Here is a 25857-nt window from a genome sequence, read left to right on the forward strand (position 1 = left end):
GTTATCCCAAAATTACAACGCGGCCGGCGGCTGCGCGTTTAGCCCGTCAATCGGCGTGGATCTGCGCGCCGCAATCCCTTTCGCCGGCGCAGGCGTGCACCGCCCGTGTCGTGCCGCCATCGCCGACCCGCCATGGCGATGCGGAGAGCGGCGCCTGGCGATTGCCCCCGAGAAGATCGAGCGCCCGCATCGCCGTCTCTTCGCCGACCTCGTCACGCTTGACGATCTCGACGTCCTTGAAACCGATAGCTGCAAGCTGCGGCATCACCACATCGGGGTCGCCCGCCACCACGATCAGCGACGGATCGAGCGACGCCAGGGCCAGCGCCTGTTTCTGAACCGCATCGAGTGTCAGCTTTGTGCGCGCCGCCATGCGGGTTTGCTGGTCCTCCAGCGTCGATCCGCTGCCGACCGCGCCAATCAGCGAGGAGAACAGACCAGCCGACGTCTCGGCCGATCCAGCCAGCGCCCGGCGATAGACAGTCACCGTGCGGTCGACTTCGTCCTGCGCCACCGGCAAGGTGGTCAGGCCGGCAAATCCTTTCAGGATTTCGGTAATCGCCGGCCCGGTGTTGGCGCGCTCGACGGTGGTTGCCACGACCAATCCCGAGCCGGCCTTCATCGGGCTCATCAGATAGCTCGACACGCCATAGGAGTAGCCCTTCTCCTCGCGGATCACCGAATTCAGCCGGCTGGAGAAATCGGCGCCAAGCAGGTTGGAGACCGCGGTCGATTCAGCGCGCTCGCTCTCGTCGGTGCCGGGCGCCGGCCGCGCCACGAACAGCGCCGACTGGCTGGCGCCGGGTTCGGGCACCAGCAGCACTTTCTGTCCCCCGTTGAAATGCGCCGCCGGCGACGGCTCGACGGCATAGCCGGCGGTGTCGCTTGTCCACGCGCCGAATGCTTTTTCAAGGCTGGCGGCGACGGTCGCGACCGGCATCGGGCCGACGCTGTAGAAGGTCACCGCCTTCGGCGTGAACTCCGCCTTGAATGCGTCCCTCGCCTCGTCGAGCGAGATCGAGGTCAGCCCTTTGCCGACCAGTCCACCGCTGCCTTGCCCGGCACCTGCGGGATCAGCGTCGCCTTTGCCATGCGGCCGGCAACGCCGGGCAGATCCGCCTCGCGGCCGTTTAGCCAGTCGACCGTCTGCGCCATCAGCACCGTCCATTCGGTCTTGTCGAAACGAGGCTTCAGTACCGCGTCGGCGAGCAGGCCAATACCCTGGTCGAGCTTTTCCGGCGGCACGCCAAGCGTCATCATCGTGGTCAGCGTTCCGGCCTGGTGGCTGACGCCGGCGCCGATGTCGCTGGCCGCCTTGGCGAAATCAGCCGAGCCGCGATCGGCGGCCCCGCGTGTCGCCATGCTTGCTGCAAGCTCCAGCAATCCCTCCTTGCCTTCCGGCACGCTGTTCCAGCCGCCGGCGGCACTGGCCGCGACATAGACCATCGGCGCTTCCGGCATTGTGTAGTGGACGAGTTTGATGCCATTCGAGAGCGTCGCCGTTTCCATGGCGGGCAGTGTTGCCGAAGGCGCTTGCCCGGCCGCATGCTTCGGAATGTCGATCGCCGCTCGCTCCGGTGCGGTGAACGGCTGCGGTGTGCCGGACGAGCCGATCAGTGCATCGGGATAGCTGCCCCGCGGGCCGGGCTTCAGCATCAGTACGCTGGCATCTTCCGGTTTCAACAGCCGCTTCATCGTTGCCTCGACATCCGCCACGCTGGCGTCCTTCACCCGCGGGGCGTCGACCAGCGCGCTCTGCGCATCGCCGAGCACGTCGGCATTGTAGGAGACGACGCCGGCGCGATCCTTCAGTGCTTCGCTGCCGAGCCGCGCTGCCTGCAAGATGCCGGTGCGCGCACGCTCGACATCGACCGGATCGAGCGGGGTCTTCAGGAAATTCGCGAACGCCGTTTTCATCGCGCTTTCCAGCGCTTCCGGCGCCACACCTTCGGCGGCACCCGCCTCGAAGGTAAAGCGGCCACCGAGCAGACCGCCGGTCCAGCTCGCGCTGGCATAGGTGGCAATGCCCAACTGCGAAACCAGCCGGTTGCGCAAAAACCCATATTCGCCGTTGCCGAGCAGTTCGGCGGCAATGCTGAGCGCACCATTGTCGGGCGACTGCGCCACCGGGCCACTGAAGCCGACCACGACGATGGGGCTTGGCACACGATCCTCGAGCACCAGCTTGAGCCGGGCCTGCGTCGGTGCCGGCACGGCGGGCCGCACCACATCGGCGCCGCGCGCCACGCGGCCGAACGTGTCGGCAATCAGCGCCTTGGTGTCGTCGATCTCCAAGTCGCCGACCAGCACCAGCACCGCATTGTTGGGCAGATAGTAGCTGTTGAAGAAACCCCTGACATCGTCGAGCGTCGCCGCATCGAGATCGGCGACCGAGCCGATGACCATGCGGCTATAGGGATGCGGCTTCGGGAACAGGCCGGACCAGAAAGCTTCCCAGCCGGATGCGCCGGCCTTGTCGAGCACGTTCTGGCGCATCTCGTTCTTGACCACCGAGCGCTGCAGATCGAGCTTGGCCTGAGTCACCGAGCGGCCGAGATTGGCCATGCGGTCTGCCTCAAGCGACAAGATCATCGGCAGTGACGACGACAACCCGTCGACATAATAAACCGTGCCGTCCTCGGTGGTCCAGGCATTGATCTCGTTGCCGAGCGCGGCGTGCGCGCCGAACACGTTCGGCCAGGCCGGCGTGCCGGAAAACATCAGATGTTCGAACAGATGCGCAAAGCCCGAGCGTCCCGCGGGTTCATTCATCGACCCGACGCGGTAGCGCAGGTTCATCACCACCTTCGGCACGCGATGGTCGGGCACCAGCACCACCTGCAGCCCGTTGTCGAGCGCATAGGTAACGGTCGGCTCAGCCTTGGCGGGCGCTGCCATGCCGGCAAGAACCGCAAGCACCACCGTGAACGCCAGGAAAACCTGCTTCATCATGACCCCCGATGCTGATGGCCGCGAGCAAGCGCCGCCAAATCCGCCGTATGACCGAAGGGATGCCCATCCCTGCCGGCTGCCGAGACCCTATCGGAATCGATCGGCCCTCGATACGGCAGTATCGCAACACCCTCTGGCTTTTTCGTGTCGGCGTTTCAGGCCTTTTGCGGCGGAAAGGCCGCGAAAGTCGCGCCTGAGTCGCTTGAGTCCAATAATATTGATTTTGTCAAATCGCGTTTGATGTCGGATTCATCTGCGGGTAGATTAGACCCGAATCAGCCGGTCCTTGGGGGGCGCGGCGACCACCCAAAGTCTCAAGTTCCGGCCAATGACCGGCACCAGACGCGGACGGCTTCGCGTTCCCTGAATGGATTCGGTGATCAGCGCGACCGCCGCGCCGTGTGAGTGCTTCGTAAACGTGATGCGTCTTCAAGTTCGGCCGCTGCTAACCCCAGCGTCCGGGCTCAAGAAAAGACTCCGGCCATGACATACAACCAAAGCATCCAATGAGCAGTTCCGCCGCGCTTCTCCAATCCGATACGTTAGGCTCGCGCCTCGAATCGCGCGGCGATCTCACCTCCTTTTTCATGCAGCTTGCCGCCGAGATCGGCGCCGACAGCTACATGCTCGTCGCCATCGTCCACGACCAGGACCGCAACGACGCCCGCATCGTCTCATCCAACTGGATCTTCGACGCCATTGAACTGATCGGCAAGCGGCTGATCGCCGGCCTTGCCCAGGGACCGCTGACCGTTGCACCTGGCATCCGCCCGAGGCCCCTGGTCGCCGCCGCGGCACCCGACGCCGGCGGACTGCTCACAGGCGAAGAGGCGCGCCTGCTCGACGTGCTTGGACATGCCGAAGTCTATTCACTGCGGCTCAATGTCGGCCGCCAGCGGCTGTTTGCGCTTTTCTCGGCGGCCGAGGCCGGCAGTATCGACCAGCCGGCGCTGATGAAGGCTCAGTTGAAGTGCTGTTACGCGCTGTCCGCCATCCCGCAATTGATCGCCGCCGTCGCCATGCAGGACCCGCTGTCCGACCGCGAGCGCGAATGCCTGTTCTGGGTGTCTGAAGGCAAAACCACCGATGAGGTCGCAGTGATCCTCGGGGTCTCGTCCAACACCGTCAACAGCTACATCACCCACGCCATCCAGAAATTCGCGGCGTCGAACCGCGCGATGGCCATCGCCACGGCGATCAGGAGCGGCATCATTTGAAACACGCTGACATCAAGGCGGCGGCCGAAGCCCTTTTCAACGAGCAGCGAAATCCGTTCGGCGCCTTCTCCATCAGTTCCGAGACGCACCATGCCGTTACCATCCCGGACGCGGTGCGCCGCTGCCGCTGGATCGCCGTCGACATCAACGCGTCGGCCTTCGGCCTCTACTTCGTCAGCCCCTCGCCGGAACGGGCGCGCCTGGTGCCGAGCTTCGATTCCGACTATCCCGCCACCGCGGTGACAACCAAGTTCATCGCCGGCGCCAATGGCGAGGAGATGGTGCACCACAGCGGCGCCTCGACAGCGCCGCGCTGGTGGGCGGACGACGGCATCGCCGGCTCGGACGCCGTCTTCCAGAACCTCGCCTGGGCGGAGCGGACGGCGCCGCTGGCGCCGGGCACCAACGGCATTGCCTTTCCCGTCCATGCCGATCGGGGCCATTGCGGGCTGGTGGTGTTCCTCGGCTCGACGATCGCTTTGCCGGAGGACACGCTCTACGAAATCCACGCCCGCTGTTTTTCGCTGTTCGCCGCCGTCGCCCGAATTCGTCCGAACGATGCCGGCCGGATGCGGTCGATCTCCAAGCGTGAACTGGAGTGCCTGAAGCTGACCGCCAACGGCAACACCAGCGAAGAGATCGCCAGGCTGCTGAAGCTGTCGGTCCACACCGCCAACCAGTATCTCACCCAGTCGACGCAGAAGCTCAACGCGGTCAACCGCAACCAGGCGGTGGCCAAGGCGCTGCGGCTGGGGCTGATCGAGTAGTCAGCGTCCAGCGATTCGGCTTGCGAAAGAAAATCAGCGATAGGCGAGCGGCTCGGTCCGGCGAATGCGCGCCTCTTCGATGACCGTCTCCAGCAAGGCGGTGTTGTGCTCGGGGTCTTCGCCGGGCTTCTCGAACGACACATAGTTGACCGCGACCGAAGACCTCTCCTCGCTCAGCGTCAGCTGGAAATAGACGGTGACGCCCGGCGGCCGAAGCTCGAGATCGAGCACGATGCGCGGGCTGCCGCTCCAGTCGACATGTGCCTCTCCGCCATGGCCGAGCCTGAGCGTGCCCGGCAGGAAGAACAGCTCCACCGCCGAATCCACCAGATCCGACAGGCAAGCGAAATGCTCGAGCCGGATGAAAGCGATGTAGTCGGCGACATCGATCAGCCGCAACTCGTCGACCACCTGCTCGATGGCCTTGGCGACAATGAGTTCGCGGGATTTTGCGTGCGGTTGGCGGTTCATGAAATTTGTCTCCGCTCAGCCTTTTTGGAGTAGACGATCCGCACCAATTCGGCGACGGCCTGGTAGAATTGCGACGGGATCACGCTATCAACCGAAACTTGCTTGTACATGGAGCGGGCGAGCGCCACGTCCTCGAAGATCGGGATGTTGTGCTCCTTGGCGATCTCGCGAATCTTGAGCGCAACCAGGTCCTGGCCCTTGGCCAGCACCAGGGGTGCTGAATCCTCGTCGCGGACATATCTGAGCGCGATGGAAAAGTGCGTCGGATTGGCAATGATCAGCGTCGCGCGCGGCACCGCCGTCATCATCCGCTTGCGCGCCCGGTCGCGCGCCAGCGAGCGCAGCCGGGACTTGATGATCGGGTCGCCCTCGGACTGTTTGAACTCGTCCTTGACCTCCTGCTTGGTCATCCGCAGATCCTGCTTCCAATGGAAGCGCGACCAGACGACGTCGACCGCCGCGATCAGCCCCATGACGAAGACGATCGCCACCAATATGTCGACGGTGATGCTTTTGATGACGAGGCCGAAAGCGACGGGGTTGGTGATCATGCCGGCCAGGAGCTGGCGGTAGTCCTGCGACAGCGTGAAGTAGAGCACGATACTGGCGAAGCCGAGCTTGCCCAGCGATTTCAGGAATTCTACCCAGCCCTGAATGCCGAACATCCTGGTCCAGCCCTTGGCTATCGAGATGCGCGACAGTTGCGGCCGGATCCGCTCGCCGACGACTTGCGGCATGTTCTGCAGCACCGAGGCGCCGATGCCGGCCACCACCAGCAGCACCAGCAGGCTGACGACGGCGTTGCCTATTTCCATCATCACGGTCTTGTAGAGCGCGATGACGTCGGTCTCGGTGTCCATCGGCCACGCCTCGGGCTTTTCCAGGAACATCGACAGGAACATGCCGAGATTGACGACCGCGTCCTTGGCGTAGAAGACGGTGAACACCAGTAGGGCGATGAAGGACGCCAGAAGTGCGGCCTCCCTGGAATGGGGCAGTCTGCCCTGTTCGATGGTGTCGCGGATCTTCTTTTCGGTCGCGTCTTCGGTTTTGGAGTCTTTGTCCGCCGCTTCAGCCATTCAGCTCTCGGCGTTAAGCCGCTTCGCTCTGCTGCGACGAGGGCAGTTCGAAAGCCCCCTCGCGCGAAAGCCGGATTGTCGCCACCGCGATGTTCTTGCGCGCCGTCATGATATCGGCAAGCTGAATGCCTTCCGAGCCCTGTCCGAGCTCGGACTCGATCATGCGCCGCGACCGTGCGCCGATCGCCGAGAGCGCCGATTCCGTCAATGCGGGTGGTGCACCGCGCAGCGCCAGCGTAATCAGTTCGGTCGACAGCCCGTCGAACAGAAGCACCCGCGCCTTCTGCGTCAAAAGCGGCAGATCGTCGAAGGCAAACAACCTGGAGCGGACACCGCCGAGGTCCGGCGTGCCGGCCTCTTCCAGATCCTGCATGACCTCTTCCAGCTGCGGCTTGTCCATTTCGTTGAGCACACTGGCGACGCGCGCCTGTCCCGCCGAGATGTCCTTGGTCGCGGTCTGCGCCAGCACGCTGGCGCGCAGCTGGTTCTCGATGATCCTGGTGGCCCCGTCCGGAATGGTCGCCATCGTCACCATGCGCTTGATGATCTCGCTGCGCATCGGCTTTTCCATGGTCAGCAAAATGTTGGCGGCGGCCTGCGGCGCAAGCTTCGACAGCACCATGGCCGCGGTCTGTGGATGCTCGGCGGCAAGGAACGTGCCCAGACGCGTCGGTTCGAGCTTTTCCAGCTGCGGCCAGATCGGCGGTGGTCCTTCCGGCGCAACCTCGAAGCGCTTGTCGCCCATGATGGCGCTCATCTCTTCGGGCGACAGCGATTCATTGAGGATCGTGTCCATCCGGTCGGCGGAATCGAGCAGGCCCGCACCTTCGGTGAACTCGGCCTCGAATTCGGCGACGATGCGTTCAAGATCGCTTTGCGGAATGGTGCGCAGCAGCCGCGCCCCTTCGATCAGTGCCTTCAGTTCTTCCTGCTTGAAGAATTTCAGGAGCCGGCTGGCCGAAGGTTTGCCCATCGCCACCAGGATGGCGGCGGCCTTTTGCGGGCGCGTGAGCGTCACCGGCGTCGTCATGGCATCCGCTCCTGCTGAGACCGCATGTCATTCATTGCTCAAGCGCCCTTGGTCGCCGCGATAATTTCGGTCAGCCTGATGCCGAAGCGCGACGGATCGCTTTCCAGCACGGTGATCTCGCCGCGCGCGATCTTGCGGCCGTTGACCACGACATCGACCGGTTCGCCGATGCGCCGGTTGAGCGCCACCGTCGAGCCCTTCTGCAGCGCCATCAGGTCCGACACCGGCATTTCCGTACTGCCGAGGATGATCTGCACATCGACCGGGATGCTCATGATGATGTTGGAATTGGCGCCGGACGTGGCAGCCCGCAAGGCGGCGTCGGGCCGCTTTTCCTCCTCCTGGAGGACACCGCGCAATTCCTCGATGGCGCGGTCGAGCTGTTCGTCCGGCTGGTCGATATTGGCTTCCACCTTGGTCTTGGCCATCAGTCGTCTCCAAATGCTTGGGCTTGCCCGGCGTCAGCCCGGCATGAGCCCATCGATAAAATCCTGACCGGCATCGTAAGGATGCCTGATCCGGACGGTGTAGTTCTGCCCGAGTTTACCGAACTCGCAGACAAACAGCGTCTTGTCGCGCGCGCTCAGCTTGGCCTGCGACTGCGCGGTTTCCTCGAACTCGATGATCTGGCCCGGCTCGAAGCCGGCGAGGTCGCCGAGCGTCAGGCGTGCCAACGGCATGGTCGCTTCGAGCGTCACCGTCGAGCGCATCACCTCTTCGGAAAAACGTGCCCGCCAGTCGGAGGTCGTGCCTTCGCTGTCGTGGACATCGGCGATACCGCGTGTGGCCAGCAGGATGCGCTGCGGGATCATCACCGTGACCGTTCCGCTGTCGGTCGGCGTCGAGATGCCGAAGACGATGCGCACCGCCGCGCCATCGCGCAGCACGCGGCGCTTGGCTTCGCTGCCCGAAAGTGCCCGCGGCACCGGCAGCCGCAGCTCGAGCGAGCGCCGGCCTGATCCGTTCAACGCCTGCGCAACTTCCTGGAAGACCGTGGTCGCGACATCGGTCTCGATCTGCGACAGAGCGCGCTCGATCGGCGAAACCGGCTGATCCGGATCGCCGCCGAACAGCGCGCACACCATCACGGCGATGGCCGGCGCATCAGCCACCAGCGTCATCGCATCCGAAGACGTCGGCGATGCTATGATGGCCATGGCAAAGGCATCGCCGGCATTCGTGCGGGCATCGGGAACACGGCTGATCTCGACCGTGCGCAGGTCGACGGTGACCGGTGCACCGAGCTCGCCGGCCAGGCTCTTCTGCAGCAGCGGCAGTGCGCGCTCCCCCATCGAGCGCCCGGTGCCGATGACGTGAGCGGCCTCACCGCTTTCACCGACCAGACGCTCGATGATCAGCGAGCGGGCTTGCGAGGGGCTGCCAGGACTTGTCATGACGGCGTGCGGTCCTGTCTGTCTTCATGCATGGCTCAAGCCGCTTTCTTCTCGGCGGAAGCTGTGTTCATCGTGCTTTGCTCGACGGCATCGATCGTCGGCCGCTCATAGGACGAGATGGTCTTGCGGCCGAACTCGATCGCCACCTGCGGCAGAGCGCCGTTCATATAGGCAAGCAGCGTCTGCTTGACGATGATATAGAGGCGATTCTTCTTCTCGCGCACCGTCTTGATCTTGGTGGCAACCGGTCCGACCACCGCATAAGACAGGAAGATGCCGAGGAAGGTTCCGACAAGGGCGGCGCCGATCAGGCCGCCGAGGATTTCGGGCGACTGGTCGAGCGCGCCCATCGCCTTGACCACGCCGAGCACGGCGGCGACGATGCCGAGCGCAGGCAGACCGTCGCCCACCGCCACCAGCGCATGGTAGGCCTTCATCTTGTCGGACTTGATGGTCTGGATTTCCTCGTCCATCAGCGCCTCGATCTCATGCGAGCGGGCATTGCCGATGATGATGATGCGGCAGTAGTCGCAGATGAAATTCGTCAGGTCGTGGTTCTTCAGCACGGTCGGGAACGCCTGGAAGATCGCCGACTCCTCCGGATTGTCGATGTGCGCCTCGACCTCGCTGCGCGACTTCGAGCGCAGTTCGCGCATCAGGCTGTGCAGCACGCCCAGCGTCTCCAGATAGTCGCGTTCTTTCGGTACCGCCTGCTTGAACGCTTCGAGGATACCCCTGCCGGTGTCCTTGACCGTCTTCATCGGGTTGGCGACGAGAAAGGTGCCAAGTGCGGCGCCACAGATGACCACCGCTTCCCAAGGCTGCATCAGCACATGCAGATGGCCGCCCATGGCCATGAAGCCGCCGAGAACACAGCCGAGCGTCACCACAAGTCCGATCAGAATGCCCACGCCAGATCCTTCCGCATCACGTCAGGCCTAACCGATAGCCCCCGTGCCTTGTGTGAGGCTTGAATCATGCAAGGTGAGGCGATTCAGCCTCGCGCAAGCAAGTCCGCATACTCTTGCTTTTGAAGCTGCGACCGGAGGCATGTCGTGTTGAGCACTTTTACCAGCTACCAGCTCATCGCCAGGGACATCCCCAAGGCGATCGACCGCATCGAGGCGGAGCCGATCACCAAGCGCGACACCGACTACTATCTCGCCAACATCGGCAGCGTGAAATCGATCGACGATTTCGTAAAGAACGACCGGCTGTTCAAATATGCCATGAAGGCCTTCGGTCTCGGCGACATGGCTTACGCCAAGGCCTTCATGGTCAAAGCCCTGAAGGAAGGGGTGTCGGATTCCGACAGCTTCGCCAACAAACTGAGCGACAAGCGTTATGCCGAGTTCGTGTCGGCCTTCAATTTCGCCGCCCTGGGCCCTAATGCCACGAGCTACAATTCGGCGCAGCAGGGCGTGACCAACAATTATGGTCTCCAGGTCTCGGTCGGCCCTTCGCAGAACGGCTTCACCTATTACAAGGGCGAAACCTCGTACTACCTGAGCAACATTTCCAACGTAAAATCGATCGACGACCTGATGGGCAACGATCGCCTGCTCACCTATGCGATGGCCGCGTTCGGCCTGGACGCCGACGCCGAGCCGGCTGCGACCGTGCGGGCCATGCTGGAAGGCGGCGTCACCGACCCGAACAGCCCCGCAAACACGTCGACAAACAAGGGCTATGCGGCTTTCGTCGCGGCTTTCGACTTTGCCCAATATGGCGACCAGGCTACGGCGCGCGACGCCGTCCAGCAGGCGGTGCCGAAGGCTGTGATCGGCGGAACCGGACTGTTGCTCGTCAAGCCGACCGCGCAATACATCAAGGGCGAGGCCGACTACTACGCAGCCAACATCTCCAAGGTGAAGTCCATCGAAGACCTGCTGAAGGACAAGCGCCTGCTGACCTTCGCCATGGCTGCCTATGGGCTTGATGCATCGACCCAGACGACGAAGCAGATCCGCACCATGGTCAATGGCGGCGTCACCGATCCGTTGAGTCCCGCCAACCTGTTGACCGACAAGAGCTACGCCAACTTCGTCAGCGCCTTTGATTTTGCCCAGTATGGCGATCAGACGACCACGCGCGACGCGGTGCTGAAGACCACGCCGAAGCTCTACACGACCGAGTCCAGTCTTGGCCTCATCAAGCCGAATGCGGACGCCGTCCAGGCCGAGACCAGCTACTACCTCGCCAACATCACCAAGGTGAAATCCGTCGACGATCTGATGGCCGACAGCCGCCTTTATAAGTATGCTCTGTCCGCCAGCGGGCTCGATCCTGCGACCACCAACAAGGATCTCGTCCGCGATGTCCTTGAGGGTGGTGTCCGCGATCCCGCCAGTGTCGCCAACAAGCTCTCCAACAAGGCCTATGCCAGGCTCGCCACCTCGTTGAATTTCGAGGCCTACGGCGAAGCGGCAACGACCCGCAGCCCGTCGCAGCAGCCGGTGGTCGACAAATACATGCGCCAGACCCTGGAAGAAGACGCCGGCAAGACCAATGAGGGCGTGCGGTTGGCGCTCTATTTCGAGCGCAAGGCCTCGACCATCACCAACTGGTACGACGTGCTGGCCGACACGGCCCTGGCCAGCGTGCTACGCACCGCCATCGGCCTGCCCGATTCCTTCGCTGCCGCAGATATCGACAAGCAGGCGCAGGCCTTCGAGGCAAAGCTCGACCTCACCGATTTCACCGACCCGGCCAAGCTCGAGAAATTCCTCACCCGCTTCACCAGCCTTTGGGAAATCAATCATCCGACCTCGACTGCCCAGACATCGATCGGTGTGCTGTTTGCGCAGCCGACCACCGTCGGCATCTCGACCGATCTGATGATGGCCATGCAGAAACTGAGATTCTGAGAACACCATGCAGGACAGCCTTTACGTCGCCCTTTCCTCGCAGATCGCGCTTGAGCGCCGTCTCGACACCATCGCCGACAATGTCGCCAATGCCTCGACCATCGGCTTTCGCGCCACCGGGGTGAAGTTCGAGGATGTCGTCTCCGGCACAGGTCCCAAGTCCGTGTCCTTCGCGTCCTCCGGCAAGACCTATTTGTCCGGCGCCCATGGCGCGATGACGCAGACCGGCAACCCGTTCGACTTCGCCGTCCAGGGCGATGCCTGGTTCGGCATCGACACTCCGGCCGGCACCGTGATGACGCGCGACGGGCGGTTTTCGATGAACGAGAACGGCGAGCTGATGTCGCTCGAGGGCCATCCGGTGCTGGATGCCGGCGGCGCGCCGATCCAGCTTGACCCGCGCGACGGTCCGCCCAAGGCGGGCGCCGACGGCTCGCTGCGCCAAGGCGACAAGCTTGTCGGCGCCATCGGCCTGTTCAATTTCGACCCCGGTCCGAACTTCGTCCGCTACGGCAATTCTGGCATCGTGCCCGCGCGTGCGCCGGAGCCGGTCACGGACCGTTCCGATCTCGGCGTCGCGCAAGGCTATGTCGAGGAATCCAACGTCAATCCGGTGCTCGAAATGACGCGCCTGATCATGGTCCAGCGCGCCTTCGAGAACACCGCTGCGCTGATGCGCCAGACCGACGCCTCGACCGACGACGCCATCAAGACGCTCGGCTCCAAGTCGTAGCAGCATGTCGAGCAGCAAATCATCGATACGCGCGCTTGAACGGCAACCGGAGACAGCACCGGAAAACCGGCTGGCTGCGCTGGAGCGGATCTGGCGCCGCTTCGATGACACCGAGACGTTGCTGCGGCGCGGCGGCCGTGTTTCGGAGGTTTCGCCAACGCATTACAAGGTGCGCGGCCTGTCTGAAGTCGCCAGGCTTGGCGACCTCGTCGAGCAGCGCGGCAATGCCGGCACGCGCCGCGGCGAGATCGTCAGGATCGGCCGCGACGAAGTCGTCATCGCCCCTTTCGAACGCAGCGCCGACGCCGGCATCGGCGACGCCGTGTTTCGCCGCGGCCCGCTGACGGTAACGCCGCATGCTTCGTGGCGCGGGCGCGCCATCGACGCGCTGACCCGCGTCATCGACGGCGGCCCGCCGCTGATCAGGATCGGCGAGGCTGCGAGCGGCGACGGCACAACGCCCGGCGCCATGGCGCGGCAGCGCGTCGGCACCGCCTTCACGACCGGGGTCAAGGTCATCGACATCTTCACGCCGCTCTGCCTCGGCCAGCGCCTCGGCGTCTTTGCCGGTTCCGGCGTCGGCAAGTCGACGCTGCTCGCCATGCTGGCCGGCGCCGACGCCTTCGACACCGTGGTCGTGGCGCTGATCGGCGAGCGCGGCCGCGAGGTACGCGAATTCCTCGAAGACACGATCGGCGCAGAGAGCATGGCCAAGACGGTCGCCGTCGTCGCTACCAGCGACGAGAGCGCCATGATGCGCCGGCGCGCGCCGGATACCGCCATGCGCGTTGCCGAACATTTTCGCGACCAGGGCCATCGCGTGCTGCTGGTGCTGGATTCGATTACCCGCTTTGCCCATGCGCTGCGCGAGGTAGCGACCGGCACCGGCGAGCCGCCGGTCGCCCGCGGCTATCCCGCTTCGGTTTTCACCGATCTGCCCAAGCTGCTCGAACGCGCTGGCCCGGGCGCTGAAGGCCCCGGTATCAAAGGACAGGGATCAATCACTGCCATCATCTCGGTGCTGGTCGACGGCGACGACCACAACGACCCGGTCGCCGATTCGGTACGCGGCATCCTCGACGGCCATGTCGTGCTCGACCGCGCCATTGCCGAACAGGGCCGCTACCCCCCGGTCAATCCGCTGTCGTCGATCTCGCGCCTCGCCGACAAGGCATGGAGCCCCGAGCAACGCATGCTGGTGACCAGGCTGAAGTCGATGATCTCGCGCTTCGAGGACACGCGCGACATCCGCCTGCTCGGCGCCTATCAGGGCGGCGCCGATGCCGAGCTCGATATTGCCGTGCGCCAGGTGCCGCTGATCTACGAGGCGCTGACGCAGTCGCCCAGGGATCGCGCCTCGAGCGACGCATTCTCCGACCTCGCCCGTCATCTGAAAGGCAAGCAAAGTGTCGATGCAGGAGACTGAGCTTCAGTACACCGAGCGGCTTTTGCGCGAGATGATCGCAGAGGCCAGTGCCGCCGAGGAAGCCCGGGCCAACGAAGCGAGAGCTGTCAGGGCAAAGGCCGATCTCGACAAGGTCGCCAAGGCTGAGGCCATTCTGGCCAGGGCCGGCAGGCCATTCTTGCCCAGGGTAGCCAGCGTAGTCGAGTCCACTGTGCCTCGCTTGGCCGAGCCTGCCTTGCCCAGCGTCGTCAAGCCTGAATTGCCAAGGACCCCTCGCGCCGGCCCCGAAGAAGCTATGGAGACCAGTCGCGACTCGCTTCTCGACGGGCTGTTCCCGGTCACCGAATGGCCGCAGCCGCCAAGGCCGCAATATCCCAGGCTCGATAAGAAATCCGACCGCCGCAGCGATATCGTCTTTGCCGCGCTCGGCATCACGCTCGGCCTGATCTGCGCGCTGTTTCCCTGGTATATCTTCTTCAATCAGGACCAGTTCGGCGTGCAGGCGATCAAGTTCGGCGGCAGCGGCACCAATGCAGGGCGGGTCAGCGGCGGTTCGCAGATGGAAAACAGCGGTCAGCCGCTGACGGCAAACGATGTTCCCGATGTCGACCTGTTCGCCACCGGCACGCTGCAGGACCCCGAGGACAAGACCCAGCCTCCCGGCGTCGACGAGCAGCCCTTCCCGGCGGATCCCAAATTTCGCATGGTTCATGTCGCCAATGGCCGCGCCATGATCGAGGACGATGCCGGCCTGTGGATTGTCCAGCGCGGCTCGAAGCTGCCCGACTCCAGCGTCGTCTCGTCGATCGAGCAACGCGGCGGCAAGTGGGTCATGGTCACCAGCACCGACCAGGTGATCGAACTCTCCAAATAGCGGCACACCGGCTTACGCCTAGCCCGCGCAAGGTCCGCGCAAGACTGGCAGCCTAGTCTTGTACGTACCAGCCTGGAGATCCCCATGGAGCCCATCAATCTTTTCGATCTCGCCGCCAAGCAGTCGCAATGGCTGTCGGTGCGCCAGTCGGCCATTGCCGGCAACATCGCCAACGTCAACACGCCGGGCTACACCGCCGGCGATGTCGAGCCGTTCGAGAAGGTGCTCGACCGCACGGCAGTGTCGCTGACCGCCACCCAGGCAGGCCACCTCGGCACTGCCGCCACTAATGCCGGCTTCACGGTCAAGCCAGAAGAGACGACCGGCGCCATCATGCCCTCGAAGAACACGGTGGTGGTCGAGAACGAACTGATGAAGGCCGGCGAGGTCCGCCGCTCGTTTGAACTCAACACCGCGATCGTCAAGGCCTTCCATTCGATGATGATGATGGCGGTGAAGAGCTGACCATGGACGCTTTGACCTCAGCCCTCAAGATCGCCGCGTCCGGCCTCAGCGCCCAGTCTGACCGTTTGCGCGTCGTTTCGGAAAACCTTGCCAACGCGCAGTCGACCGGCAACACCCCGGGCGCCGACCCCTATCGCCGCAAGACCATCAGTTTCGTCTCGGAACTCGATCGTGCCTCGGGTGGCACGACGGTTGAGGTCAACTCCATCGACCGCGACCCCAGCGACTTTCCCGTCGAATTCCAGCCCGGCAACGAGGCCGCCGACGACAAGGGCTACGTCAAGATGCCCAATGTCAACGTGCTGGTCGAGATGGCCGACATGAGCGAAGCCAACCGCTCCTACGAAGCCAACCTTCAGGTCATCAAGCAGGCGCGTGATCTGATCTCCATGACCATCGACCTGATGAGGAACCAGTAATGATCAGCGGCATTGGCGGTATCGGATCGCTTCCCCTCAAGCCGGAGATCGGTGGCGCCGATACCACGACCGACCTGTTCCAGGGCACCAAGGCGCCGATGGCCGGCAGCGAAATCGGCACCACCTTTGCCGAGGCGCTGAGCCAGGCCGCCTCGAAGACCGTCAACACCTTGCAGAATGCCGAGCAGGTGTCGATCCAGGCACTCAGGGGCGACGCCGATACCCGTCAGGTCGTCGACGCCGTCATGAGCGCCCAGCAGGCCCTGCAGACCACGATCGCGATCCGCGACAAGGTCGTCTCCGCCTATCTCGAAATCAGCCGTATGGGCATCTGAGGAGAACTTGCCGTGAAAGCACTCGCCATCGCAGCGACCGGCATGAATGCCCAGCAGACAAATCTGGAAGTCATTGCCAACAACATCGCCAACATCAACACCACCGGCTACAAGCGCGCGCGCGCCGAATTCTCCGACCTGCTCTACCAGGTCGACCGCACGCAGGGCGTGCCCAACCGCTCCAATTCATCGCTTGTGCCGGAAGGCGTGTCGATCGGCCTCGGCGTCAAGACGACGGCGGTGCGCAACGTCCATACGCAGGGCGAACTGACCTCGACCGGCAACAGTTTCGACATGGCGCTGACGGGCCGCGGCTGGTTCCAGATCGAGGGCGGCGACGGCGGCACGCTCTACAGCCGCGCCGGCGCCTTCAATACCAACGCCACCGGCCAGCTGGTGACCGTCGACGGCGCCAATGTCATCCCGGCCATCACCGTGCCGACCGATGCCATCGAAGTTGTCGTCAACAAGACCGGCCAGGTCTTTGCCCGCATCGACGGCCAGACCGACCTCCAGCTGCTGGGCCAGCTGCAGCTCGCCAACTTTGCCAATGAAGCCGGCCTGGCGCCGCTCGGCGAAAATCTGTTCCAGGAGACGCCGGCCTCCGGCCCGGCCAATGTCGGCGTGCCCGGCGATCCCGGCTTCGCCTCAGTCGAGCAGGGTTATCTCGAGGCCTCCAACGTCGATCCGGTCAAGGAAATCACCGAGCTGATCTCGGCGCAGCGCGCCTATGAGATGAACTCCAAGGTCATCCAGGCCGCCGACGACATGGCCTCCGTCGTGTCCAAGAACATCAGGTAAGGTTTGATGCTCTCTCCGGCCTCCCGCTCCGCGCTTTGCCGCACCGCGCTGATGCTCGCGCTGGTAGCCGGCGGTGTGCCGGCGTTTGCCCAGGAGAGCGCAGACCAGCAGACCAGCACCCACGTCGCGAGCAGTCAGGCAACCGGCGAGATCGTTCTGATCCCCAACCGGGTCATCTATCCCGGCGAGATGATCGACACCGGCGTGCTGAAACCGGTGACGCTGCTCCCCGGAAAGCACAGGCCGGATGCGGTCGCCACGCAGGCCATGGAACTCCAGGGCAAGGTCGCCAAGCGCACGCTGCTGCCCGGCCGCTACATCCCGGCCGCCGCCATCCGCGACGCCTGGCTGGTCGAACAGGGCGCCGCCGTGCAGGTCTATTTCATCGCCGGCGACCTCACCATTTCGGCTACGGCGGTGTCGCTGCAGCCGGGTGCCGCCGGCGATTTGATCAAGGTCCGCAACACAGACAGCGGCAAGATCTTTTCCGGCACGGTGATGGCGGACGGCACCGTCCGGGTCAGCGCGTCATGAGACGCGGAGCTGCCCTTCTGCTCGCGACCGTTGTCGGCCTGCAGCCGGCGCTGGCCGACGGTCTTACGCCGAAGCAAAAGCGCGATCTTGCCGGCCAGAATGGCGGCGCCTTTGTCGATCCCGAATATGATCCGGCCACCACCAACCGCATGTTCAGGGTCTCCAACGGCCCAAGCTCTCTGCCACCCGGCCAGGTCGCATCGCGCATCAAGGACATTGCGCAGCTGCAGGCTTCGCGCGACAACCAGCTCGTCGGCTACGGCCTCGTCATCGGCCTCGCCGGATCGGGCGACAGCCTGCGCAATTCGCCCTTCACCGAACAGTCGATCCGCGCCATGCTCGAAAATCTCGGCATCGCCACCGAAGGCGGCAGCGCGCGGGCCAAGAACGTCGCCGCCGTCATCGTCACCGCCAACATGCCGCCTTACGTGCAGTCGGGCGCCCGCATCGACATCGACGTCTCCTCGATGGGCGACGCCACATCGCTTGCCGGCGGCACGCTGATAATGACGCCACTGAAGGCGGCCGATGGCGAAATCTATGCTGTCGGGCAAGGCTCGGTCATCGTTTCCGGCTTCACTGCCCAGGGCGATGCCGAAAAGCTGACGCAGGGCGTGCCGACGGCCGGCCGCGTGCCCAACGGCGCCATCGTCGAGCGCACGGTGCGCGCCGAATTCGAGGACCAGGCGCTGCTCACCTTGCAATTGCGCAACCCCGATTTCTCCACTGCCGTTCGCATCGCCGACGCCATCAACGGCTACACCTCGCAACGCTTCGGCATGCGCGTGGCGGCGGAGCGCGATGCACGTACCGTGCAGATCAGGCGGCCGAAGAATGTTTCGGCGGCGCGCTTCTACGCCGAGATCGAGAATTTGGTGGTCGAGACCGACACGCCGGCACGCGTCGTCATCGACGAACGCACCGGCACCATCGTCATCGGCAACGAGGTCAAGATCTCGCGGGTGGCGATCAGCCACGGCACGCTCACCGTGCGCATCACCGAACAGCCGAAGATCGTCCAGCCGGAACCGTTCTCCAAGGGCGTGACAGCGGAGGAACCCTTCACCACCATCGATGCCACGCGGCCTGACGCCCGCGTCAATGTGCTCGACGGACCGAACCTCGAAACGCTGGTGTCGGGCCTCAACCGTCTCGGCGTCAAGCCGGACGGCATCATTGCCATTTTGCAAGGCATCAAGTCGGCCGGCGCTTTGCAGGCCGATCTGGTTCTCCAATAGGCCATGCCGATGATCGATTTCTTTTCCCAAAAGCAGCACCGCCGAAGCGCGGCCTTGGCAGCTTGCGTCATCGCCGCCACCGTCCTTGCCGGCGGCACTGTCCGCGCGGAAGAAGCGGTGCGGCAGGTTCTGGCTGGCGGGCAACAGCCGGCGGCAATGCAGCAGCTGGTCCGCGAGAAGGTGCCCGATGAAAGCGAGATCCAGCGCTTCTGCTCCAACATCGCCGACGCCGCCCGCGACCGCCGTTACGCGCTGCAGGCCGAAGAGTTGAAGCAGTTGCAGGCTGGCATCGACCAGCGCATGAAGGCGCTGGACGACAAGCGCGCCGAATACGAGCAATGGCTGAAGCGGCGTGAAGTTTTCCTGGCCCGCGCCGAGGATGGCGTCGTCAAGATCTATGCCGGCATGAAACCGGATGCCGCGGCCGAGCGCCTGGCCATGGTCAACACTGATCTCGCCGCCGCCATCCTGATGAAACTCGATTCGCGCAAGGCCGGCGTCATTCTCAACGAAATGGACCAGAAGGCGGCAGCCACGCTCACCGGCATTATGGCCAGCGCGGCGCGAAGGGTAGACCCGTCATGAAGTCGCATATACTCGCCCTGGTCGCCACCGCTTCACTTGCCGGCTGCGCCTCCGACCCCAGGGAGATCGGCAGGGAGCCGGCGCTGTCGCCGGTTGGCGCCGGCATTACCGGCAGCGTCAATGCGCCCTACTCCTATCCCGAAACGCCACCCGCGCCAGTGAAGAAATTCTCGCTGTGGGATGATCGCCAGAGCCGGTTGTTCACCGACCCACGCGCGCTGCGCGATGGCGACATCCTCACCGTCAGGATCAAGCTCAACGACAAGGCCAACTTCAAGAACCAGAACGACCGCAGCCGCACCGCCGGGCGCAAGCTCGGCTATGACGTCAACCTCGGATGGGAAGGTGCCACCACCAGCGGCAAGGGCGACGCGGGGCTGAGCTCCACCACCGAAACCAATGCGGACGGCGAAATCAAGCGCTCGGAGAACCTCGAGCTCAACGTCGCCGCCGTCGTCACCGAAGTCCTGCCCAACGGCAATCTGATGATCCGGGGCTCACAGGAGGTGCGCGTCAATTACGAGCTCAGGGTGCTGACCATCGCCGGCATGGTGCGTCCATCCGATATCGGCGCTGAAAACACCATCTCTTATGAACGCATCGCCGAGGCGCGCATCTCCTATGGCGGCCGCGGCCGCGTCAGCGAAATCCAGCAGCCCGCTTACGGTCAGCAGATCCTCGACCAAGTCCTCCCCTTTTAGGACTGGAGAACGGCGCCGTGGCAAATGTCGAACAGGTTCAGCAAAAAAAGGGCCCGTCGCTTGTCATCCAGCTTGCGATGCTGCTGGCGATGACGGGCGCCGCGATCGGCATGGGCTGGATGTCCGGCGGCTATCTGAAGGGCGTCGGGGGACCGGTGCCGGTGCCCGCCGCGCCCGAGAACCAGTCCAACGCCGAGCAACCGAGCAAGGCGGCCGAACATGCGCCCGGCACCGGGCCGACGCTTGTCCAGCTGGCGCCGATCACCACCAATCTGGCTTCGCCTGCCGACACCTGGATAAGGCTGGAAGCGTCGGTGGTCTACGATGCGCCGCAGCCGCCGGAACTTACCGAAAGCATTCACCAGGACCTGCTTGCCATGGTCCGCACCCTGAAGATGCATCAGATCGAAGGCGCCAGCGGCTACCAGCATTTGAAAGCCGACCTCGAGGAGCGCGCCGCAATCCGCAGCGGTCGCCATGCCAAACAGGTTCTGATCAGGACATTGCTGCTCGAATGAGAAAACTCGTCCTCGCCGCCGCGATCGTCGTCGCCGCCACCTCTGTCGCCGCCGCCCAGCAGCTCGATCTCGGCGGCATCGGCAAGGCCGACGGCGCCACCGTCGGCTATATCATCCAGATGTTCGGTCTGATCACCGTGCTGTCGGTGGCGCCGGGCCTGTTGATCATGGTGACGAGCTTCACCCGCTTCGTCATCGCCTTCTCGATCCTGCGCGCCGGCATCGGCCTGCAGTCGACGCCGGCCAATCTGATCCTGATCTCGCTGTCGCTGTTCATGACCTTCTACGTCATGGCGCCGACCTTCGACCAGGCCTGGAACACCGGCGTCAAGCCGCTGATGGACAACCAGATCAGCCAGACCGAGGCGTTCGAAAAGATTTCGGACCCGTTCCGCACCTTCATGCTGCACAATGTCCGCGACAAGGACTTCGACCTGTTCGCCGATCTCGCCCGCGAACGCGGCCAGGTCGTTGCCAGGGACACCGTCGACCTGCGCATCCTGGTGCCGGCCTTCATGATCTCCGAAATCCGCCGCGGCTTCGAGATCGGCTTCCTGATCGTGCTGCCGTTCCTCGTCATCGACCTGATCGTCGCCACCATCACCATGGCCATGGGCATGATGATGCTGCCGCCGACCGTCGTTTCGCTGCCCTTCAAGATCCTGTTCTTCGTCCTCATCGACGGCTGGAACCTGCTTGTCGGCAGCCTGGTGCGCTCCTTCACCTGACCGTCCGCGCGCCGTTGGCGCCTTGCTAAAGTTTTATGCAATATATTTCCGGTTAACCGTCCCGTTTAGCCCTTTGGTAGGGACTTGCCCGCATATTGCTCGCAGATGGCGGGTGATCGGGTCTCACGATCATTGGCATGATGCCGCTCCGTCATACCGGAAAAGCCGGTATGTCAAAAACACCCTGTAAAAATCAAGGTACGAGTAGCCATGTCCAGTATCATGACGAACGCCTCGGCGCTGACCGCGCTGCAGAGCCTGAACAACACCAACAAATCCCTCGAGCAGACGCAGGCCCGCATCTCGACCGGCTACCGCGTTGCCACCGCTTCCGACAACGCCGCTTACTGGTCGATCGCGACCTCGATGAAGTCCGACAACAAGGCCAACTCGGCCGTGCAGGACGCCCTCGGCCTCGGCGCCGGCAAGGTTGACACCGCCTACACCGCCATCAACGACGTCAAGGACCAGGTCGACCTGATCAAGACCAAGCTGGTCACTGCCCGTAGCGCCTCGAAGGAAGACCAGCAGAAGATCGCGACCGAAATCAACGCCATCCAGGCGCAGATCAAGTCCTCGGTCGCCAACGCCAACTTCGCCGGCTCGAACCTGCTGCAGAACGACGCTGCCGCTGCGTCCGACCTGAAGATCGTTGCGGCTTACAACCGTACCGGCGCGACCGTCACCATCGACACCATCGACGTCAAGGCAGCCGATACGCAGGTTCTCGATGTCGCCGGCACGGGCGGCATCGTCGGCGGCCTGCTCGCCGCTGCCTTCTTCGACCCGAGCACCACGGCGGTTACCCCCGCCGCCATCGACACCGCGCTCGGCACTGTTGAAACCGCGCTTGCCAAGCTGTCCACCGGCGCTGCCTCGCTCGGCGCCGCCAAGTCGCGCATTGACACCCAGAAGAGCTTCCTGTCGAACCTGTCGGACTCGATCGACAAGGGCGTCGGCGCGCTGGTCGACGCCGACATGAACAAGGAATCGACGCGGCTGCAGGCCCTGCAGGTCCAGCAGCAGCTCGGCATCCAGGCGCTGTCGATCGCCAACGGCAACTCGCAGTCGATCCTGTCGCTCTTCCGCGGCTGATCTCTCGACATTACGACTGACACCATCCGTCGGGCCGCGCCAACAGCGCGGCCCGATTTCTTTTGCGGCTGTTGATTGTCTTGCTGAATGGCTGCCGATTTTTGCTCTTGGCCAGCGCCCTGAATGGCTTGGTTTAACAGGCCGTTAACCATATCCCGGTAGTCATGGTTAACCATTCCATGGCGGGCAGACCATACGGTCGATGGGCTTATGCCTACCCCCTTGATGAAGTTGATCCGGCGTGTTCGGGACACGCCAGTGTTTGAAAAGGGGTAAATATCTTGGCTAGCATCATGACGAACGCTTCGGCTCTGACCGCGCTGCAGAGCCTGAACAACACCAACAAGCAGCTTGAAACCACCCAGTCACGCATTTCGACCGGCTACCGCGTCGCCACCGCCAGCGACAACGCCGCCTACTGGTCGATCGCCACCACGATGAAGTCCGACAACAAGGCGCTTTCGGCCGTTCAGGACGCGCTTGGCCTCGGCGCCGGCAAGGTCGATACCGCCTACACCGCCATCACCGACATCAAGGACCAGGTCGACCTGATCAAGGCCAAGCTGGTCACTGCACGCAGCGCCAGCAAGGACGACCAGCAGAAGATCGCGACCGAAATCAAGGCCATCCAGGACCAGATCAAGTCGTCGGTCACCAACGCCTCCTATGCCGGCTCGAACCTGCTGCAGAACGACGCTGCTGCGACCTCCGACCTGAAGATCGTCGCGTCCTATAACCGCACCGGCACGACCGTCGCCATCGACACCATCGACGTCAAGGCGGCCGACACGCAGGTTCTCGATCTTCCTGGCACTGGCGGCATCGTCGGCGCTCTGCTGGCGACGACCTTCTTCGATCCCAGCACCACCCAGGTCCTCCCGGCGGCCATCGACACCGCACTCGGCGCCGTTGAAACGGCGCTTGCCAAGCTGTCCACGGGTGCCGCCTATCTCGGCGCCGCCAAGTCGCGCATCGACACCCAGAAGAGCTTCCTGTCGAACCTCTCGGACTCCATCGACAAGGGCGTCGGCGCGCTGGTCGACGCCGACATGAACAAGGAATCCACGCGGCTGCAGGCCCTCCAGGTCCAGCAGCAGCTCGGCATCCAGTCGCTGTCGATCGCCAACGGCAACTCGCAGTCGATCCTGGCGCTGTTCAAGCAGTAAGCCTGACCCGGCTTTCTCTTCCTTGAATAGGCCGCGCCAACAGCGCGGCCCTTTCCTGTATGGGTGTGTTTTGACGCATGTCGTTGACCCGGAACCGCTGCACACTTCCGGGCGACATGCTCTATCATCTTCGCACAAGCTTCGCGGTCTAGTGTTCCCACGGAATATCATGCTGGGAGCGCTTGAATCGTGCCGCAACAGATCCAGAGCATCATCTCGAATCTCAGGGCATTTGGCGTCAGGCGCCTTGCCATGCTGGCCGGCATTGCCGCATTGGTGATGGCCGTCATCGGCATCGGCTCGGTCTATCTCAACCGCCCGGCCTATGAGACGCTCTATGTCGGGCTCGATCGCTCCGACGTGAACCAGATCGGCCTGGTGCTCGGCGAAGCCGGCATCGGCTTCGACGTCGGCTCCGACGGCACCTCCGTGCTGGTGCCGGCCGGCACCACCGCGCAGGCGCGCATGCTGCTCGCCGAAAAGGGCCTGCCGACCAGCGCCAATGCCGGCTACGAACTGTTCGACAATGTCGGTTCTCTTGGCCTGACCTCCTTCATGCAGCAGATCACCCGCGTGCGCGCGCTGGAAGGCGAGATCGCCCGCACCATCCAGTCGATATCCGGCATCAAGGCCGCCCGCGTTCACATCGTCATGTCCGAGCGCGCCAATTTCCGCCGCGACGAACAGCAACCCTCCGCCTCGGTGGTCATCCGCTATTCCGGCATCGACGCCGAAAAGAGCGCCATGTCGATCCGCCATCTCGTCGCCGCCGCCGTGCCGGGCCTGTCGGCCGACAAGGTTACCGTGCTCGATTCCAACGGCAACCTTCTCGCCGCCGGCGACGATCCCTCCAACACAAGTGCTGCCCGCACGCTCGGCGTCGAGCAGACCGTCGAGGCGCAGATCGGCGACAACATCCGCCGCGCGCTGACGCCTTATCTCGGCCCCGACAATTTCCGCGCCAGCGTCAAGGCCGATGTCAACACCGACACCCGCCAGACCGAAGAGACGATCTTCGATCCGGAGTCACGCGTGGAGCGTTCCGTGCAGTCGGTGCGCGCCAACGAAAACAGCAATCAGAGGCAGGCCTCGACCCCGGCCACCGTCGAGCAGAACCTGCCCGAGACCCAGGCGACCAGCACCGATGGTCCGCAGACGTCATCGGAGAATGATCGCAAGGAGGAGATCACCAATTACGAGATCAACTCCAAGAAGATCGCCACAGTCTCGAACGGCTATTCCGTCACCAAGATGTCGATCGCCGTCGTCGTCAATCAGCAGCGGCTGATGACCATCCTCGGCAAGGACGCAACGCCCGAGCAGATCGCCAAGCGCGTTGCCGACATCCAGAAGATGGTGGCTTCGGCCACTGGCTTCGACGACAAGCGCGGCGACATCATCGATGTCTCGGCCGTCGAGTTCATCGACGGGCTCGACGGCGAGGCGGTCGAACAGCCGGGCATAATGGCGTCGATCGGAACCCATGCCGGTACGATGATCAACGCCGGCGCTTTCATCGTCGTGGTGTTCCTGGTCGCCTTCTTCGGCCTGAGGCCGATGGCCACCGCGCTGAGCGCGCGGCCGACGCCGGCACTTGCCGGTCCGAGCTTCGACGACGTCCAGCGTTCACTGCCGACACCCGAAGCCGCCAGCGCCGAACAGGCGCCGGCTGCCTTGCCCGGCAGCCGCCCAGGCCCGACTCCACTCGACGATCTTCGTCAGAAGATCAGGCCGGCGCCGCAGGAGCGGCTTGCCCGCATGGTCGACATCAATGAGGAGCGCACCGCGCAGATCCTGCGCAAATGGGCGGCCCAGGAAGCAGCGGTATAGACCATGGCCTCGGCAGCGCTTTTCGACCTTTTGCCGGATTTCGGCGCACGCAGCCAGCGTGCCGGCCAGCCCTCGCTCGCCGCCATGGCCGAGCCAAGGCCGGAGACGTCGGCGCCGCAGGCCGACATCGGCGCGCTGATCGCCGAAGCGGTCATCGATGCCGAAGCCGCCCTTGAAGCCCGCCTTGCCATCGCCCACCAGGCAGCGCTCGAGGCGCAGAGACAGGCCAACGCCGATGAAGCAAAGGCCTTTCTAGAAAGTTTCGGCGGCGATCTCGGCGCGGTCGTCACTGCCCGTATCGAGATCATGGAGGCCAAGGTCAGCGACCTCGTCGGCGCCACCATTGCGCGCATCATTGGCGGCCTTGTCAGCGACGATCTGCAGAAGCGTTCGCTGGAAACCCTTGCCGGCACGATCCGCGAAGCCGTCGGCGACAGCGAGGCGGTGCGCATCGCCGTGCGCGGACCGCTGTCATTGTTCGAGACGCTGAAGGCTTCGCTCGGCCCACGCGCGGCCAATCTCGATTTCGTCGAGGCGCCCGGCTTCGACCTTACCGTCGCCATTGACGAGGCGGTGTTCGAAACCCGCATTGCCGAATGGTCGGCCGCCTTGTCGGAGGCCCTGTCATGAGCGAGGGCCCTCTTACGAACGAG

28 protein-coding genes are annotated in these 25857 nt (G+C 63.9%); 20 read left to right on the forward strand and 8 right to left on the reverse strand.

All coding sequences use genetic code 11. The annotated features are described in order from the left end of the window. Window positions 1–46: 46 nt before the first annotated feature. The gene (locus tag NKI46_RS01355; RefSeq protein WP_352744638.1) at window positions 47–1138 is read right to left on the reverse strand and encodes a M16 family metallopeptidase; all 1092 of its coding nucleotides are present in this window, start codon (window positions 1136–1138) and stop codon (window positions 47–49) included. Then, window positions 1024–2952, reverse strand: a complete 1929-nt coding sequence (locus tag NKI46_RS01360; RefSeq protein WP_352744393.1) for a M16 family metallopeptidase — start codon at window positions 2950–2952, stop codon at window positions 1024–1026. Before NKI46_RS01360 ends, NKI46_RS01355 begins: the two co-directional genes overlap by 115 nt. A gap of 506 nt (window positions 2953–3458) precedes the next feature. Here NKI46_RS01360 and NKI46_RS01365 point away from each other — a divergent pair. Next, entirely contained in the window at window positions 3459–4169 is a 711-nt protein-coding gene (locus NKI46_RS01365) for a helix-turn-helix transcriptional regulator (RefSeq protein WP_023683473.1), read from the forward strand. Next, window positions 4166–4936, forward strand: a complete 771-nt coding sequence (locus tag NKI46_RS01370) for a helix-turn-helix transcriptional regulator (protein ID WP_023737686.1) — start codon at window positions 4166–4168, stop codon at window positions 4934–4936. Before NKI46_RS01365 ends, NKI46_RS01370 begins: the two co-directional genes overlap by 4 nt. Window positions 4937–4969: 33 nt before the next feature. Here the strand turns inward: NKI46_RS01370 and NKI46_RS01375 are convergent, their stop codons facing one another. From NKI46_RS01375 to motA, 6 genes are read right to left on the reverse strand one after another with little or no spacing between them, the layout of a single operon-like run. Continuing rightward, window positions 4970–5407 (reverse strand): BspJ family T4SS effector nucleomodulin, encoded by a 438-nt coding sequence (locus NKI46_RS01375; RefSeq protein WP_023671756.1) that lies wholly within the window; start codon window positions 5405–5407, stop codon window positions 4970–4972. Next, entirely contained in the window at window positions 5404–6486 is a 1083-nt protein-coding gene (gene flhB / locus NKI46_RS01380; protein ID WP_023737685.1) for a flagellar biosynthesis protein FlhB, read from the reverse strand. The genes NKI46_RS01375 and flhB overlap by 4 nt, the downstream gene beginning before the upstream one ends. A 13-nt stretch (window positions 6487–6499) precedes the next feature. Next, the gene (locus NKI46_RS01385; protein WP_023737684.1) at window positions 6500–7516 is read right to left on the reverse strand and encodes a flagellar motor switch protein FliG; all 1017 of its coding nucleotides are present in this window, start codon (window positions 7514–7516) and stop codon (window positions 6500–6502) included. Between the two features lie 38 nt (window positions 7517–7554). Next, a complete protein-coding gene (gene fliN / locus NKI46_RS01390) occupies window positions 7555–7944 on the reverse strand; it encodes a flagellar motor switch protein FliN (RefSeq protein ID WP_023683477.1) in 390 nt (129 codons plus the stop codon). A 33-nt stretch (window positions 7945–7977) separates the two neighbouring features. Beyond that, window positions 7978–8910, reverse strand: coding sequence for a FliM/FliN family flagellar motor switch protein (locus tag NKI46_RS01395; protein WP_023737683.1), 933 nt, complete (start codon window positions 8908–8910; stop codon window positions 7978–7980). A 35-nt stretch (window positions 8911–8945) separates the two neighbouring features. After that, window positions 8946–9821 carry a flagellar motor stator protein MotA gene (gene motA, locus NKI46_RS01400; protein ID WP_023671751.1) on the reverse strand — a complete coding sequence of 292 codons (876 nt, stop codon included), beginning with the start codon at window positions 9819–9821 and terminating at the stop codon, window positions 8946–8948. Window positions 9822–9965: 144 nt separating this feature from the next. Between motA and NKI46_RS01405 the strand changes: the two genes are divergently transcribed. The 18 genes from NKI46_RS01405 (at window position 9966) to NKI46_RS01490 (ending at window position 25834) form a co-directional block, all read left to right on the forward strand. Beyond that, complete coding sequence (locus NKI46_RS01405; protein ID WP_023737682.1) at window positions 9966–11777, forward strand: DUF1217 domain-containing protein; 1812 nt, start codon at window positions 9966–9968, stop codon at window positions 11775–11777. A 7-nt stretch (window positions 11778–11784) separates the two neighbouring features. Beyond that, window positions 11785–12510, forward strand: coding sequence for a flagellar basal-body rod protein FlgF (flgF, locus tag NKI46_RS01410; RefSeq protein ID WP_023691721.1), 726 nt, complete (start codon window positions 11785–11787; stop codon window positions 12508–12510). Window positions 12511–12514: 4 nt separating this feature from the next. Beyond that, window positions 12515–13936, forward strand: a complete 1422-nt coding sequence (gene fliI, locus NKI46_RS01415) for a flagellar protein export ATPase FliI (protein ID WP_023710976.1) — start codon at window positions 12515–12517, stop codon at window positions 13934–13936. Beyond that, entirely contained in the window at window positions 13917–14789 is an 873-nt protein-coding gene (locus tag NKI46_RS01420; RefSeq protein ID WP_023737681.1) for a hypothetical protein, read from the forward strand. The genes fliI and NKI46_RS01420 overlap by 20 nt, the downstream gene beginning before the upstream one ends. A gap of 84 nt (window positions 14790–14873) precedes the next feature. Beyond that, window positions 14874–15254 (forward strand): flagellar basal body rod protein FlgB, encoded by a 381-nt coding sequence (gene flgB / locus NKI46_RS01425; protein ID WP_023691724.1) that lies wholly within the window; start codon window positions 14874–14876, stop codon window positions 15252–15254. Between the two features lie 2 nt (window positions 15255–15256). After that, entirely contained in the window at window positions 15257–15673 is a 417-nt protein-coding gene (flgC, locus tag NKI46_RS01430; RefSeq protein ID WP_023686341.1) for a flagellar basal body rod protein FlgC, read from the forward strand. Then, entirely contained in the window at window positions 15673–16008 is a 336-nt protein-coding gene (fliE, locus tag NKI46_RS01435) for a flagellar hook-basal body complex protein FliE (protein ID WP_023737680.1), read from the forward strand. Before flgC ends, fliE begins: the two co-directional genes overlap by 1 nt. A 12-nt stretch (window positions 16009–16020) precedes the next feature. Further along, entirely contained in the window at window positions 16021–16809 is a 789-nt protein-coding gene (gene flgG, locus NKI46_RS01440; protein ID WP_023737679.1) for a flagellar basal-body rod protein FlgG, read from the forward strand. 6 nt (window positions 16810–16815) lie between these two features. Then, entirely contained in the window at window positions 16816–17343 is a 528-nt protein-coding gene (gene flgA / locus NKI46_RS01445; protein WP_023686344.1) for a flagellar basal body P-ring formation chaperone FlgA, read from the forward strand. Further along, window positions 17340–18581, forward strand: coding sequence for a flagellar basal body P-ring protein FlgI (locus NKI46_RS01450; RefSeq protein ID WP_023683306.1), 1242 nt, complete (start codon window positions 17340–17342; stop codon window positions 18579–18581). The genes flgA and NKI46_RS01450 overlap by 4 nt, the downstream gene beginning before the upstream one ends. Before the next feature lie 3 nt (window positions 18582–18584). Then, window positions 18585–19166 carry a MotE family protein gene (locus tag NKI46_RS01455; protein WP_352744402.1) on the forward strand — a complete coding sequence of 194 codons (582 nt, stop codon included), beginning with the start codon at window positions 18585–18587 and terminating at the stop codon, window positions 19164–19166. Then, on the forward strand, window positions 19163–19867 hold the full coding sequence (gene flgH / locus NKI46_RS01460; protein WP_023686346.1) for a flagellar basal body L-ring protein FlgH: 705 nt from the start codon (window positions 19163–19165) through the stop codon (window positions 19865–19867). The genes NKI46_RS01455 and flgH overlap by 4 nt, the downstream gene beginning before the upstream one ends. A gap of 17 nt (window positions 19868–19884) precedes the next feature. Beyond that, window positions 19885–20385 (forward strand): flagellar basal body-associated FliL family protein, encoded by a 501-nt coding sequence (locus NKI46_RS01465; protein WP_352744405.1) that lies wholly within the window; start codon window positions 19885–19887, stop codon window positions 20383–20385. Beyond that, window positions 20382–21113, forward strand: coding sequence for a flagellar type III secretion system pore protein FliP (gene fliP / locus NKI46_RS01470; RefSeq protein WP_023686348.1), 732 nt, complete (start codon window positions 20382–20384; stop codon window positions 21111–21113). The genes NKI46_RS01465 and fliP overlap by 4 nt, the downstream gene beginning before the upstream one ends. A 210-nt stretch (window positions 21114–21323) precedes the next feature. Next, window positions 21324–22208, forward strand: coding sequence for a flagellin N-terminal helical domain-containing protein (locus NKI46_RS01475; RefSeq protein ID WP_023683303.1), 885 nt, complete (start codon window positions 21324–21326; stop codon window positions 22206–22208). A gap of 281 nt (window positions 22209–22489) precedes the next feature. After that, on the forward strand, window positions 22490–23374 hold the full coding sequence (locus NKI46_RS01480; RefSeq protein ID WP_023683302.1) for a flagellin N-terminal helical domain-containing protein: 885 nt from the start codon (window positions 22490–22492) through the stop codon (window positions 23372–23374). A 189-nt stretch (window positions 23375–23563) separates the two neighbouring features. Beyond that, window positions 23564–25204, forward strand: a complete 1641-nt coding sequence (gene fliF / locus NKI46_RS01485) for a flagellar basal-body MS-ring/collar protein FliF (RefSeq protein ID WP_023686350.1) — start codon at window positions 23564–23566, stop codon at window positions 25202–25204. Between the two features lie 3 nt (window positions 25205–25207). Next, window positions 25208–25834, forward strand: coding sequence for a hypothetical protein (locus NKI46_RS01490; protein ID WP_023686351.1), 627 nt, complete (start codon window positions 25208–25210; stop codon window positions 25832–25834). The last annotated feature ends 23 nt before the right edge of the window (window positions 25835–25857 follow it).

The organism is Mesorhizobium sp. M0615 (assembly GCF_040320805.1).
Lineage (GTDB): Bacteria > Pseudomonadota > Alphaproteobacteria > Rhizobiales > Rhizobiaceae > Mesorhizobium.